This window comes from Rhodoferax sp. P2_H8_2, from assembly GCF_056403235.1.
Map to the genome: position 1 here is coordinate 318,716 of NZ_JBFUFW010000004.1, position 12,656 is coordinate 331,371.

Below are 12,656 nucleotides of genomic sequence, written 5' to 3' on the forward strand. Positions count from 1 at the left end.
CCACTTCATGCTCAGACTCCACTTTTCCATCGCCTTGAACTATGAAGTCACGCAGCCGGGCTGCGACTTCATCTTCAATATCCATGCGGCGCAAACCGCACACCAGACGGTGGTAAGTGAGTCTCTCAGTATCAGCCAGCCCCTGATGACCAACCTGTACACCGACCCGGTGACACACAGCCGCTATATGCGCTTGCAGGCGTCGGTCGGGACGCTGGCTGTCCATTACGAAGCAGTCGTTGAGCTTGCGCACCACAGCGCGCAGCCCGACGACGTTGCCGAAGTGCCCATCGCCCAATTGCCGGGCGGGGTGCTTCCCTATATTTATCCGAGTCGCTATTGCGAGTCGGATCGCTTGCACCGCCTGGCGGTCAAGGAGTTCGGCCATCTGCCGCAGGGCTACACCCGGGTGCGCGCGATTTGCGACTGGGTGCAGCAGCGGGTCACCTTCCGCTCCAACGCCTCCAACGGCACCACCACGGCGGTCGACACGCTGATCGACGAAGTCGGTGTGTGCCGTGACTGTGCGCATCTGATGATTGCGCTGTGCCGTGGCGTGAACATACCGGCGCGTTTTGCGACCGGCATTGACTACGGCGCCGACCCCGTATTGGGCCCCACGGATTTCCATGCCTATGTCGAAGTCTTCCTCGGTGGACGCTGGTATCTGTTCGATCCATCTGGCACGGCCATCCCTATGGGCTTTGTGCGTTTTGCCACCGGGCGCGATGCCGCCGATTGCGCGTTCGCCACCATGTTTGGCGGTGTTCGCGGAGCGGCGCCCGTCATGAGCATTGAGGCCATTCCCAACGCGCAAGGCGAGTTGGTGGTGCCGCAACACGTGTCCTATGCCCTGTCGACCGACGGGCCACCCATTCACAACTAAAGGGACCACCGGTCCCTTGTTTACCGGAGAGAAAAGATGACTAAAAATTCAAAGACATTCCTGATAGCCGCTTGCAGCCTGGCAATTCTTGCCAGCGTAGGTTGCGCCAGCAAGCTGAAAACACCGGCAACCGCCAGTGTTGCGGTGTCCCGCGCGGCGGTAGACAACGCAGCCAGCGCTGACGGCACCCAGTTCGCTCCGGTAGAGATGGCCGCGGCCCGCGAAAAAATGGCACGCGCCAACGCAGCCATGGCTGCCAAGGACTACAAGACCGCTATGGATCTGGCCACCCAGGCACAGGCCGACGCCAAGCTGGCGCAAAGCAAAGCCAACTCAGCCAAGGCACAGACGGCGGCCGATGCATTGCAGGACGACATCCGCGTGCTGCGTGAAGAGCTGGACCGCGCCAACGCGCCCAAGCCGCAGTAACCGCCAACCCCATTCAAAACATCACAAGGATTCAACATGAAAAACTATCTCACCCCCGTCGCATTGGCCATGGTCTTGCTTCTCGGTGCTTGCGCATCGGCTCCTACTACGACAAGTCAACTGGAAACTGCGCGCAGTGATTACCGCCAGGTGCAGAACAACCCCAACGTTCCGACACTGGCGCCCCAGGAAATGCGCCAGGCTACCGATGCCATGCAGCAGGCTGACATGGCATCGAATGAAGGCAAAAATGCGGACAAGGTCAACCAGTTGGCCTATGTAGCACAGCAGAAAATTGCACTGACACAGGAAGTGGTCAAGAAAAAAATGGCTGAAGCCGACGTGGCGCGTATCGCCAAGGAACGTGACCAGATTCGTCTGGACCAGCGCACCGCTGAAGCCGACAAGGCCAACGCTGTTGCACAGCAGGCGCAAATGTCGGCACAACAGTCACAAGCCGCAGCACTGGCCGCACAGAACGAAGCCGCATTGGCCCAACGCAAGACCGATGAAGCCCGCGCACAAGCCGCCGATGCCCAAGCCCGCGCTGCCATGCTGGAGTCTCAATTGGCTGACCTCGCCGCCAAAAAGACAGACCGTGGCATGGTGATCACGCTGGGCGACGTGTTGTTTGCCACTGCCAAAGCCGATCTGAACCCCACCGGCTTGCAAAGTGCTCAAAAGCTGGCTGACGTGCTGAAGCAAAACCCTGCGCGTACTGTATTGGTAGAAGGTTTCACCGACAGCACCGGTAGCACCGCATTCAACCAGGAGCTCTCGGAGCGCCGCGGCATGTCGGTGCGTGATGCGCTGCTGCAAATGGGCATTGCGGCCAACCGCATTCAGGTGCGCGGCTACGGCGAATCGTTCCCGGTGGCTGGCAATGACACTGCCACCAACCGCCAGTTGAACCGCCGCGTGGAAATCGTGCTGTCCGACGACAGCGGACAAATCAAGCAGCGTTAAGCCAACAGATTTAAGTGAGTCGCTATTGATGCAATAGCTTTCACCGCAACATCTTCGGATGTTGCGGTGTTTTTATTTGTGGCCCAGCAAGCTGCCGATCTGTGCATCCTTGTCGCGCCAGAGCTGCTGCACCCATTGTGAAAATGCCTCGCGAAAAGCGGGGTCATTCGCATAGTCTCCGCCAATCAAATGCGCCGGGATCGGCAGGCGGCGTACCCGCACAGTCACACGGCGCATCTTGCCGCACAAAAACTGCGGGAAGGTTGGCGTGCCATCGGGGTAGACGATGGTGACATCAAGAATCGCCTGAAACTTCGCGCCCATCGCATCCAGCGCCAACGCCATGCCGCCGGCCTTGGGTTTGAGCAGGTGTTGGTAAGGCGATTGCTGTTTGGCGTGCTTGGCGGGTGTGAAGCGTGTGCCTTCCAGAAAGTTCATCACGCTGGTGGGAATCAGCGCAAACTTTTCGCAGGCGCGTCGCGTGGTTTCCTGGTCTTTGCCGCGCATCTCGGGGTGCTTCTTCAAAAACTCCTCGCTGTGGCGGCGCATGAATGGGAAGTCCAGTGCCCACCAGGCCAGGCCCATCACCGGCACCCAGATCAGCTGTGCTTTCAGAAAAAACTTGAGCAGCGGGATGCGGCGGTTCAGCAAATGCTGCAGCACCAGAATGTCCACCCAGCTTTGGTGGTTGCAACTGACCATGTACCAGCTGTGCGGCTCCAGGCCGTCAATCCCTTCGACATCCCATTGCGTGCGCTGTGTCAGCCACATCCAGCCGCTGTTGCAGGAGATCCAGGACTCGGCAATGAACAGCAGGATGGGGTCGATCATGAGCCGCACCGCTTTGAACGGCAGCAGAAACTTGAACGACGCAAACACCAGCAAGATGGGCACCCAGACCAGTGCGTTGAGCGCCATCAGCAGTGTGGCGATCAGGCCGACCAGGAACTTGGGTAAAAAATTCAACATCGGTTTGCTATCAAAAGGGGAGCTGCTCACGCATGTTATTCGGGCGTTTCAGCCATATTTAGCTCATAAAACTTCAGCATGTTACGCCCACCCGCCTTGGCCTTGTACATCGCGGTGTCGGCCTCCTTGAGTACGTCCTGGTGGCTGGGCGTGTGGGCACCGAACAGGGATGCGCCAATGCTGGGCGTACTGGTGTGGGCCACAGTGCCCAGAAGATAGGGCTCGTTCAGGCTGGCCAGAATCTTTTGCCCGACGATGTGGGCGTGCATGCGTGCGGCCTCAAAGTCGGTGCCGAGTTCTTCAATCAACACGACAAACTCATCGCCGCCCAGGCGCGCCACGGTGTCGATGGCCCGCACGCTTTGCACCAGGCGGCGGCCCACTTCCATCAGCAACAGGTCGCCCACATCGTGGCCCCGGGTGTCGTTGAGTTCCTTGAAGCGGTCCAGATCCAGAAACATCAGCGCGCCAGACTGGCCATGGCGCTTGGCGGCGGCCAGCGCGCGTTGCAGCCGGTCGGTCAGCATGCGCCGGTTGGGCAGGCCCGTCAGGCTGTCGTGGAAAGCCAGATGGCGGATGGCTTCGGCAGCTTCTTTCGCCTCGGTGACATCGCGCGCAATGGCAATGACGCGTTCATCGTCTCCGGGGGGCGTGGGTTTGCGCACGACCGACAGTTCATACCAGCGCTTGCCAATCGGCAACTGCAGGCTGTATTGGCGACCGCGTGACCTTCCGGTCTGGAAGGCTTCCTGCAATGCTTCCATGCAAATCTGCGTCGCATCCTGGGGGAGAACCTCCGCAATGGTTTTGCCGATGAGATAGTCGGTGTCACTTGCTTCGCCCATCTCGGAATGGCTATGCGCCGAGGTGTAGCGGCCCATGGTGTCAAATTCAAACAGCAGGTCCGGCAGCGCGTTCAACGTGGCTTGCAGTTCGGCCTGGGTCGCGCGCAGTTCGAGTTCACCTCTTTTGCGCGCAGAAATGTCAGACAGCGTGCCGACCATGCGCGTGGCGCTGCCGTCCTGCTGGATTTGCACCACCTTGCCGCGGCTGCTGAGCCAGATCCAGTGGCCATCACGATGGCGCGCGCGGAACTCCGCTTCGTAAGAGGGCGTGGCGCCGCTCAGGTGCTGGCGCATGGCCTGCAGTGCCAGGCCCAGATCGTCCGGGTGGATCAGGTGGCCCCAGGGGCGACCTTTTTCGCTTTCTTCGGAGGGACGCCCCAACATCTGGCAGGCGCGTGTGTCCAGGTAGTAGCCCGTGTCCACCGTCAGGTCGTGGCTCCAGCGGCCCAGATCCGCGCTCATGATCGCCAACTCCAGTTGCTCGGACGTGTCACGCAGCTGCTTTTCGGCATCCTTGCGCGCCTGGATGTTGCGTCCCATGCCGAGCACGCCGATCAGGACGCCAGCGGCGTCGTACATGGGGGTTTTGATGATTTCGTGCAGTTCGCCGTTTGGGTTGCTGGGACTTGCGTAGTTCTCTTCGAAGGCCACCGCTTTGCCCACGCGCATGGCCCGCCGGTCCGATTCCAGGAATTGCTCGGCCAGCGCTTCGCCTGCCCACTGGGCGTCCCGCGTGCCGATGATGTCCTTGCGCTCCACGCCCAGCGTGTGTGCATAGTTGTCGTTGCAGGTCATGTAGACGCCGTTGACATCCTTGAGCCAGACCTGGTCGGGAATCGTCTGCAGCAGGTTTTGCAGCATGGCCTCGCGCCGTATCAGCAGGGCGCGGGACGCGCGTTCCTCGGTGATGTCTTCGACCGTGCCTTCGAAGTACAGCACTTTGCCGGAAGCGTCGCGCACCGTATGGGCATGCTCGCGTACCCACACAGGGCCGCTCTGGTTGACGCGAACCATCTCGGAGACGAAGTCCCGTACGTGGCCCTGGCTTTCCAGCAGTGACATGAACTGCTGGCGCCGCCCGGGCTCCACATAGGGTGAGCTCGCCAGACTTTGGGTATCGGCGTGCAATTCGGCTTCGCTGGCGTAGCCGTACATGCGTACCAAAGTTGCATTGGCACGCAGCAGGGTGCCATCCGGCGCCGAGCGGTACGCCCCGATGGGGAGCAGTTCGAACAGGGTCGATTCGTCTGAATACGACACAAGGGCCTTTGCGCTAACGCCTACTTGAGGCTGCCAGAGAGGAACTGCGCCAGGCGTTCGCACTTGGGGTTGGCCAGTACCTCGCGCGGATTGCCCTGTTCTTCGATGACCCCGCGGTGCAGGAAGATCAGGTGGTTGGCCACCTCGCGGGCAAAGCCCATCTCGTGCGTCACGACGACCATCGTGCGGCCCTCTTGCGCCAGATTTTTCATGACCTTCAGCACTTCAGACACCAGTTCCGGGTCCAGCGCGCTGGTGGGTTCGTCGAACAACATGACCTCGGGCTCCATTGCCAGCGCACGGGCAATCGCCACACGCTGCTGCTGGCCGCCGGAGAGGTGTGCCGGGTAAGCGTCTTCCTTGCCCTCCAGGCCGACCTTGGCCAGGTACTTGCGCGCAATGGCAACCGCCTGGTCTTTGGGCACGCCCAGCACATGGACCGGCGCTTCGATGATGTTTTGCAGCACCGTCATGTGGGCCCACAAATTGAAATGCTGGAACACCATCGCCAGCTTGGTGCGCAAGCGGGCCAGTTGCTTGCTGTCCTTGGGCCCCAACTCGCCGTTTGCACCAGGTGTCAGCAGCATCTCTTCGCCAGCGACAAAAATCTTGCCCTCGTGCGGCTTTTCCAGCAGGTTCAGGCAGCGCAAAAAGGTGCTTTTGCCGGAGCCGGAACTGCCAATCATGGCGATCACGTCGCCCGCATGGGCCTTCAACGACACGCCCTTGAGCACTTCGTTCGAGCCAAAGCGCTTGTGGATGTTGTCAGCCTGCAGTTTGAGAATTTTGTCGTTCATGGAAAGAGGAGAGGGTTGAATCTATGCGCCCAGCAAATTGCCGGTGCGAAAGGCCAAGCTGCCAGCAATCTTGCCAATCTCACCGCCGCTGTGGGTGTAGCGGGTGCGAATCCGCGTGTACAGCAAACCGGCCACCCCGGCACGTATGGGCAACGCTGTGCCGCTGACGGGATCAATAACTTCGGCCACCAGATCGCCGACTCGCATGTGCTGGCCCACCGCGGCGTTGAACACGACCACGCCAGCTTGCGCGGACTTCAGCGTTTCAGAACCGGCCAGCGGCGTCGCATCGCAACGCGCTGCGGGCAGGGCGGGTGGTGCGCCCTTCAATGCGCCTATGTGTTGCAGGAACGACAGCAGCGCCTGTGCATCGGCCCTGGCCAGCGCATGCGTCACATCGCCTTCACCGCGGAATTCGACGGTGGTGCTGCAGCAGGCCTGCGGCAGCGGCGCCGGGTTGCCTGCGGCGCGCAGTTTGTCGGCCAGTTGCCACCAGACACCTGAGACACACTCATCAAACGAATTGCCGCCCGAGCCACTGGCCAGCAGCACAGCTTCACAGCCCAGGGTTTGGGCGAGCGGCTTCAGTTGGGGCCAGCAGGCTTCCTCGGTGTAGCAGTGCAGTACGGCTTCAAAATCGCAATGCAGGTCCAGCACATAGTCGGCATCCACAGCCAGTTGCACCAAGGTGCGGCGCAGGCTTTCCAGTTCGCTGGTCGGCGTCCAGTCCCGCAGCCAGTCGGCCATGGCTTTGCGCACCACAGCGACATTGGTCTGTGCATCCGACCCCAGTAGGGGTTGCACGGTGTGCCAAATTGCTTCTGCAAAATCCGGATAGTGGCGGTTGAAGTTTTCCGAGCTGCCCAGCTCGAAGCGGCCCATGGGTTTGTGGTCCAACCGCTGCGCCAGACCGATCGGGTTCGCAACCGGCACGATGATCACTTCGCCTTGAATCTGCCCCGCGTCTTCCAGTGTCTGCAGCGCCTGGCGAAGATGGTGGGCGACCAGCATGCCGGGCAACTCATCGGCATGCAGGCTGGCCTGTAGATAGACCTTGGGGCCAGCGCCCGCTGTTCCATAGTGGAAACTGGACAGCGTCTTGTGGCTGCCCAGACTGGGCGATAGGAGGGGATGGTCAATGCGCTGCATGGCAAATGTATGTCAGTGTTTGCGCGGAGCCAGATACCCGAGGAAGCGCTGCTCGGCCAAGCGGAAGATGCCGATCAGCACAAACGAGGCGACCAGGTAGATCGCGCCGGCCGCCAGAAACGCCTGGAACGGCAGGTAGTACTGCGCGTAAATGCGGCTGGCCGCGTTGGTGACGTCCAGCAGGTCCGGCACGGCACTCGCCAGGCTGGTGGCCTGCAACATCATCACCACTTCGTTGCTGTAAGCGGGCAGGGTGCGGCGCATGGCGCTTGGCAACACGATGCGGCGCATTACCTGGAAGCGACTCATGCCATAGGCCTGTGCGGCCTCAATTTCGCCTGCATAGGTTTCACGGATCGCACCGGCCAGCATTTCGGCGGTGTAGCCTGCCGTGTTCAGGCTGAAGGCGAGCACCGCACAGAATGAAGCTTCCTTGAAATAGATCCAGGGCCAGACATCGTCCCAGCGCGCCTGGATCCAGTCCATCTGCGCCAGACCGTAATAGATCAGGTAGATCTGGATCAACAGCGGCGTGCCACGCACCACATAGGTATAGGCGCCCACAATCCAGCGCAGCCAGGCCCACGGACCCGTAAGTGCCAACGCAAACACCAATGCCAGCACGGCGCCCACGCCCAGCGACGTGAACAGCAGCCACAGCGTGGTCAGGATGCCTTGGCCATAGAGGGCCAGGTTTTTGGCTTCGAAAATGACGGCCCAGTTCATAGCTGTGCCCTCTTGGTGCCCAGGCTGTAGCGAGCGTTCATCTTGCGCAGCACATACAGCGACACGGTGGTGAAAATCAGGAACAGTGCGGCAGTGAACAGCAAATACTCAAACGGGGAACGGGTGGCGGAACCTGCCTGTTTGCCCAGGTAGGTCATCTCTTTCAAACCGATCAGGCTCACCAGTGCGGTCGCCTTGATCAGCACCAGCCAGTTGTTGGTAAAGCCGGGCAGGGCGTAACGCACCATTTGCGGTGCAGTGATGCGGATGAAGGTCTGGACACGACCCATGCCGAAGGCCCAGGCGGCTTCGGCCTGGCCCTTGGGGATGGACAGCATGGCGCCGCGAAATGTCTCGGTCATGTAGGCGCCGTAGATGAAGCCAATCGTCAGCACACCGGCGACGAATGAATTGACGTCAATCGTTTCCTTGGAGCCGAGCAGCTCCATCAGGTTGTTCAGGCCAATCGTGCCGCCATAAAACACCAGCAACATGATCACCAGATCGGGAACACCACGAATGATGGTGGTGTAAACGGTGGAGATACCGACGAGCACCGGGTTGCCTGAGAGTTTGGCGCCAGCGCCCAGCAGGCCCAGCACAATAGAGACGACCAGCGAAGCCAGTGCCACCTCGACCGTGACTATCGAGCCTTGCAATATCGAGAGGTAATAGCCGTTCATGGGGGAGGTTTGCCTGTGCTTAAACGGAGACGGCGCACAGGGGAACTGTGCGCCGTCATCTTAGACCATCGAGGGTGGCTTAAAGTGCCGCCGGGCCGCCCCAAGGCACTTTGCGCCCCCTTTGGGGGGCAGCGACCCGCGCAGCGGCGGAGCGTGGGGGCATTATTTGCCGTAAGCGTCCAGGTTGTACTTTGCGAAGTACTTGTCATTGATGGTCTTGTAGGTGCCGTTTGCGCGGATTGCGGCAATCGCGGCATTCAGGTCTTTCTTCAGACCGTCTTCACCCTTGCGCAGCGCAACGCCTACGCCGATACCGAAGTACTTGGGTTCGTACAGTTCAGGGCCCACCAGCTCGTAGCCGGCGCCTTCAGGCTTGGACAGGAAGCCACCGGTGACTTCAATGTAGTCAGCCACAGTACCGTCCAGACGGCCGGACTTGATGTCCAGGTACACCTGGTCTTGTGCTTCGTAAGGAACGATCTTGGCGCCAGCAGGAGCCAGTTCGCCCAAAGCGTATTTTTCTTGCGTGGAAGACTTCAGCACGCCGATTTTCTTGCCCTTCAGGGAAGCAGGGCCGTCAAACTTGGTGCCCTTCTTGACCACTACGCGGGAAGGCGTGTTGTAGTACTTGTCGGTGAAGTCGACTTGCGCCAGGCGCTCTTCGGTGATGGACATCGAGCTGATGATGGTGTCGTACTTCTTGGCCATCAGACCGGGGATCATGCTGTCCCATGCCTGTTCGACGAACACGCACTTGCGCTTGATCTGGTCGCACAGGGCCTGGGCGATATCCACGTCAAAGCCAGTGGGCTTGCCATCGGCGGTCTTGAAGGTGAAGGGCTCGTAAGCCGGGTCAATGGCGACCTTCAGTTCTGCGGGAGCAGCAGCGACCGGTGCAGGCGCAGCGGCAGGAGCGGCAGCCTCTTCCTTTTTGCCGCAAGCAGCCAGCAGGGCTGCGATGGAAAGTGCCAATAGGACTTTTTTCATAGGTTTCCTTTGAAAAGGTAAGTGAGATAGCGGCCAGGGTGCCCAGCCGGTTGAAAAACTGGAAAAACGATTCTACGAGCTAAGACTTGCAATTTTGATGCCCGATGCATTTATGTCTTCAGTTTTATGCCTGTGGGCGGCCCGCAGATAGCCTTATTCCTAGGGGAAATCAGGGTCTTCCCTTAAAATCGCGGGTTCCCCAAAGATTCCATGAACGCCCCTCTAGACGTCTCCTTCTTCGCGCGCGCCGCAAAACCGCTGTCCAGTTACCGCAAGTACTGGGCGGCCCGCTTTGGCACGGCCAAATTCCTGCCCATGAGCCGTAAAGAAATGGACGCGCTGGGCTGGGACAGCTGCGACATCATTCTGGTCACGGGCGACGCCTACGTGGACCACCCCAGCTTTGGCATGGCGGTCATTGGCCGCATGCTGGAAGCCCAAGGTTTTCGGGTCGGCATCATTGCCCAGCCCGACTGGAGCAGCGCTGAGGCTTTCAAGGTCTTAGGCAAACCCAATTTGTTCTGGGGCGTGACCAGCGGCAACATGGATTCCATGATCAACCGCTACACCGCAGACCGCAAGATCCGCAGTGACGACGCCTACACGCCCGGCGACATCGGCGGCAAGCGCCCCGACCGCGCCGCGATCGTCTACAGCCAACGCTGCCGCGAAGCCTTCAAGGACGTGCCCATCATCCTGGGGGGCATCGAAGGCTCTCTGCGCCGCATTGCGCATTACGACTACTGGAGCGACAAGGTGCGCCGCAGCGTAGTGGTGGACGCCAAGTGCGACCTGCTGCTGTACGGCAACGCCGAGCGCGCAATTGTCGAGATCGCGCACCGCCTGGCGGCCAAAGAGCCGGTGGAAGACATCACCGATGTACGCGGAACTGCGTTCTTCCGCCGCTCCACGCCCGAAGGCTGGTTTGAGATCGACTCACGCAGCGTGGACGAGCCGGGCCGCGTTGAAGCGCATATCAACCCGTACATGACGACGTCCGAGCTGGCGGCCGAGAATGGCGCGACCTGTGCGAAAGAAGATGAAGCCAAGGCGGTGGCGCAAGCTGCTGAAGCCGGCGGTGCTACAAAAATAGGAGCTGCTCACGCAATCCCTGCGGGCGTTAGCAACATAAAACCCTTGAATTTTGTACCCAACCCGGCGTTGCACGGTTTGGGCAAATACAAGGTGGCGCCGCGTGACCGGTCCGTCATCCGTCTGCCCAGCTACGATCAGGTCAAGGGCGACCCCATCCTCTATGCCCACGCCAACCGCGTGCTGCATTTGGAAACCAACCCCGGCAATGCCCGCGCGCTGGTGCAGGCGCACGGCGAAGGCGTGACCGCGCGGGATGTCTGGATTACGCCGCCCCCGATCCCGCTGACCACGGCCGAGATGGACATGGTGTTTGACCTGCCGTATGCGCGTAGTCCGCACCCTGCTTACGCCGACGAAAACGGCAGCCACGATCACTCGACCAAGATCCCGGCCTGGGAAATGATCCGCTTCTCGGTGAACATCATGCGCGGCTGCTTTGGCGGTTGTACCTTCTGCTCGATCACCGAGCACGAAGGCCGCATCATCCAGAGCCGCTCCGAAGAATCCATCATCAAAGAGGTGGAAGACATCCGCGACAAGGTCAAGGGCTTTACCGGCACTATCTCCGACCTCGGTGGCCCGACCGCGAACATGTATCGCTTGGGCTGTCGCAGCCCTGAGATCGAAGCGGCTTGCCGCAAGCCGAGCTGCGTCTACCCTGGCATTTGCCAGAACCTGACGACCAACCACGACCCACTGATCAAGATCTACCGCCGCGCCCGCGCGCTCAAAGGCATCAAGAAAATCCTGATCGGCTCCGGCCTGCGTTACGACCTGGCGGTGAAGAGCCCGGAGTACGTGAAGGAACTGGTGCAGCACCACGTCGGCGGCTACCTGAAGATCGCGCCCGAGCACACCGAGCAGGGGCCTCTCACCAAGATGATGAAGCCGGGCATTGGCTCGTACGACAAGTTCAAGCAGTTGTTCGAGAAGTTCAGCGCCGAGGCGGGCAAGAAACAGTTCCTGATTCCCTACTTCATCGCAGCCCACCCGGGCACGACCGATGAAGACATGATGAATCTGGCGATCTGGCTGAAAAAGAACGGTTTCCGCGCCGATCAGGTGCAGACCTTCTACCCCAGCCCGATGGCGACCGCCACCGCGATGTACCACAGTGGCCGCAACCCGCTGCGCCGCATCCACCGCGTGGCCGAACACGAAGACGAGACCGTAGACATCGTTCGCGGCGAGAAGCGCCGCCGCCTGCACAAGGCCTTCTTGCGCTACCACGATGCGAACAACTGGCCACTGTTGCGCGAAGCGCTCAAGAACATGGGCCGGGCTGACCTGATCGGCAACGGCAAGCACCATTTGATCCCGACCTTCCAGCCACTGACCGATGGCGGCTACCAGAGCGCGCGCAAGAAGAACTCGACCACCGTACCGGTCAAAGCCGCCGCACCGGTGAAAGGCCGCATGCTGACCCAGCACACCGGCTTGCCACCGCGCGTGACGGGCTCGGCCAAACCCGGACCCAAGCCGATTCGCAAGGCGCGATGAAATCGAAGAGCGTGAGCGGAGGGCTGGTTTACTCCACCGACAGCGGGCGCATGTGCCCGGACTGCCGCCAACCCATCGCGCAATGCGTTTGCCATGTGAAGCCACCACCTGCCACCGATGGCGTGGCGCGCGTCTCGCGCCTGACTAAGGGCCGCGGCGGCAAGGACGTCACCGTGGTCAAAGGGCTTGCGCTGGACGCCGCCGCATTGACTGCGCTGGGCAAGCAGTTGAAAACCATGTGCGGCTCTGGGGGCACCGTGAAAGACGGGGTCGTTGAAGTGCAGGGCGACCACTGTGACCGCATCATCGAAGCCTTGAAGGGCAAGGGCTTTGTGGTGAAGCGGGCGGGCGGCTAGACGGGCAA

Annotated in this window: 12 protein-coding genes; 5 read left to right on the forward strand and 7 right to left on the reverse strand. The window is 60.7% G+C overall.

Translation table 11 applies throughout. The features are described from left to right. The first annotated feature begins 7 nt into the window (after window positions 1-7). From AC1DV6_RS10030 to AC1DV6_RS10040, 3 genes are read left to right on the forward strand one after another with little or no spacing between them, the layout of a single operon-like run. A complete protein-coding gene (locus tag AC1DV6_RS10030; protein ID WP_477977316.1) occupies window positions 8-886 on the forward strand; it encodes a transglutaminase-like domain-containing protein in 879 nt (292 codons plus the stop codon). A gap of 36 nt (window positions 887-922) precedes the next feature. Beyond that, window positions 923-1,315 carry a DUF4398 domain-containing protein gene (locus AC1DV6_RS10035; protein ID WP_477977317.1) on the forward strand — a complete coding sequence of 131 codons (393 nt, stop codon included), beginning with the start codon at window positions 923-925 and terminating at the stop codon, window positions 1,313-1,315. Between the two features lie 36 nt (window positions 1,316-1,351). After that, window positions 1,352-2,281, forward strand: a complete 930-nt coding sequence (locus AC1DV6_RS10040; protein ID WP_477977318.1) for an OmpA family protein — start codon at window positions 1,352-1,354, stop codon at window positions 2,279-2,281. Between the two features lie 72 nt (window positions 2,282-2,353). Here the strand turns inward: AC1DV6_RS10040 and AC1DV6_RS10045 are convergent, their stop codons facing one another. The 7 genes from AC1DV6_RS10045 to AC1DV6_RS10075 all read right to left on the reverse strand — a co-directional run bounded on the left by AC1DV6_RS10045 (window position 2,354) and on the right by AC1DV6_RS10075 (window position 9,697). Beyond that, on the reverse strand, window positions 2,354-3,250 hold the full coding sequence (locus AC1DV6_RS10045) for an acyltransferase (protein WP_477977399.1): 897 nt from the start codon (window positions 3,248-3,250) through the stop codon (window positions 2,354-2,356). A gap of 35 nt (window positions 3,251-3,285) precedes the next feature. Then, window positions 3,286-5,355 carry a diguanylate cyclase domain-containing protein gene (locus AC1DV6_RS10050; protein ID WP_477977319.1) on the reverse strand — a complete coding sequence of 690 codons (2,070 nt, stop codon included), beginning with the start codon at window positions 5,353-5,355 and terminating at the stop codon, window positions 3,286-3,288. A gap of 20 nt (window positions 5,356-5,375) precedes the next feature. Next, window positions 5,376-6,152: an ABC transporter ATP-binding protein gene (locus AC1DV6_RS10055; RefSeq protein WP_477977320.1), complete on the reverse strand. Its 777-nt coding sequence runs from the start codon at window positions 6,150-6,152 to the stop codon at window positions 5,376-5,378. A gap of 21 nt (window positions 6,153-6,173) precedes the next feature. Then, the gene (locus AC1DV6_RS10060; protein ID WP_477977321.1) at window positions 6,174-7,301 is read right to left on the reverse strand and encodes a succinylglutamate desuccinylase/aspartoacylase family protein; all 1,128 of its coding nucleotides are present in this window, start codon (window positions 7,299-7,301) and stop codon (window positions 6,174-6,176) included. A 12-nt stretch (window positions 7,302-7,313) separates the two neighbouring features. After that, window positions 7,314-8,027, reverse strand: a complete 714-nt coding sequence (locus AC1DV6_RS10065; protein WP_477977322.1) for an ABC transporter permease — start codon at window positions 8,025-8,027, stop codon at window positions 7,314-7,316. After that, on the reverse strand, window positions 8,024-8,710 hold the full coding sequence (locus tag AC1DV6_RS10070; RefSeq protein WP_477977323.1) for an ABC transporter permease: 687 nt from the start codon (window positions 8,708-8,710) through the stop codon (window positions 8,024-8,026). Before AC1DV6_RS10070 ends, AC1DV6_RS10065 begins: the two co-directional genes overlap by 4 nt. Before the next feature lie 162 nt (window positions 8,711-8,872). Next, window positions 8,873-9,697 carry a transporter substrate-binding domain-containing protein gene (locus tag AC1DV6_RS10075; RefSeq protein ID WP_477977324.1) on the reverse strand — a complete coding sequence of 275 codons (825 nt, stop codon included), beginning with the start codon at window positions 9,695-9,697 and terminating at the stop codon, window positions 8,873-8,875. Between the two features lie 210 nt (window positions 9,698-9,907). On the opposite strand from AC1DV6_RS10075, the gene AC1DV6_RS10080 reads away from it, so the two are divergent. Both AC1DV6_RS10080 and AC1DV6_RS10085 read left to right on the forward strand, forming a co-directional pair. After that, window positions 9,908-12,292 (forward strand): YgiQ family radical SAM protein, encoded by a 2,385-nt coding sequence (locus tag AC1DV6_RS10080; RefSeq protein ID WP_477977325.1) that lies wholly within the window; start codon window positions 9,908-9,910, stop codon window positions 12,290-12,292. Then, window positions 12,289-12,648 carry a translation initiation factor Sui1 gene (locus AC1DV6_RS10085; RefSeq protein WP_477977326.1) on the forward strand — a complete coding sequence of 120 codons (360 nt, stop codon included), beginning with the start codon at window positions 12,289-12,291 and terminating at the stop codon, window positions 12,646-12,648. Before AC1DV6_RS10080 ends, AC1DV6_RS10085 begins: the two co-directional genes overlap by 4 nt. Window positions 12,649-12,656 lie beyond the last annotated feature (8 nt).

Excerpts from the sequence above, each read along its gene's own strand:
- AC1DV6_RS10040 (WP_477977318.1), top strand. The coding sequence starts at position 1,352 with ATGAAAAACTATCTCACCCCCGTCGCATTGGCCATGGTCTTGCTTCTC.
- AC1DV6_RS10045 (WP_477977399.1), bottom strand. The coding sequence starts at position 3,250 with ATGTTGAATTTTTTACCCAAGTTCCTGGTCGGCCTGATCGCCACACTG.
- AC1DV6_RS10055 (WP_477977320.1), bottom strand. The coding sequence starts at position 6,152 with ATGAACGACAAAATTCTCAAACTGCAGGCTGACAACATCCACAAGCGC.
- AC1DV6_RS10065 (WP_477977322.1), bottom strand. The coding sequence starts at position 8,027 with ATGAACTGGGCCGTCATTTTCGAAGCCAAAAACCTGGCCCTCTATGGC.
- AC1DV6_RS10070 (WP_477977323.1), bottom strand. The coding sequence starts at position 8,710 with ATGAACGGCTATTACCTCTCGATATTGCAAGGCTCGATAGTCACGGTC.
- AC1DV6_RS10075 (WP_477977324.1), bottom strand. The coding sequence starts at position 9,697 with ATGAAAAAAGTCCTATTGGCACTTTCCATCGCAGCCCTGCTGGCTGCT.
- AC1DV6_RS10085 (WP_477977326.1), top strand. The coding sequence starts at position 12,289 with ATGAAATCGAAGAGCGTGAGCGGAGGGCTGGTTTACTCCACCGACAGC.
- AC1DV6_RS10035 (WP_477977317.1), top strand. The coding sequence starts at position 923 with ATGACTAAAAATTCAAAGACATTCCTGATAGCCGCTTGCAGCCTGGCA.
- AC1DV6_RS10030 (WP_477977316.1), top strand. The coding sequence starts at position 8 with ATGCTCAGACTCCACTTTTCCATCGCCTTGAACTATGAAGTCACGCAG.
- AC1DV6_RS10080 (WP_477977325.1), top strand. The coding sequence starts at position 9,908 with ATGAACGCCCCTCTAGACGTCTCCTTCTTCGCGCGCGCCGCAAAACCG.
- AC1DV6_RS10060 (WP_477977321.1), bottom strand. The coding sequence starts at position 7,301 with ATGCAGCGCATTGACCATCCCCTCCTATCGCCCAGTCTGGGCAGCCAC.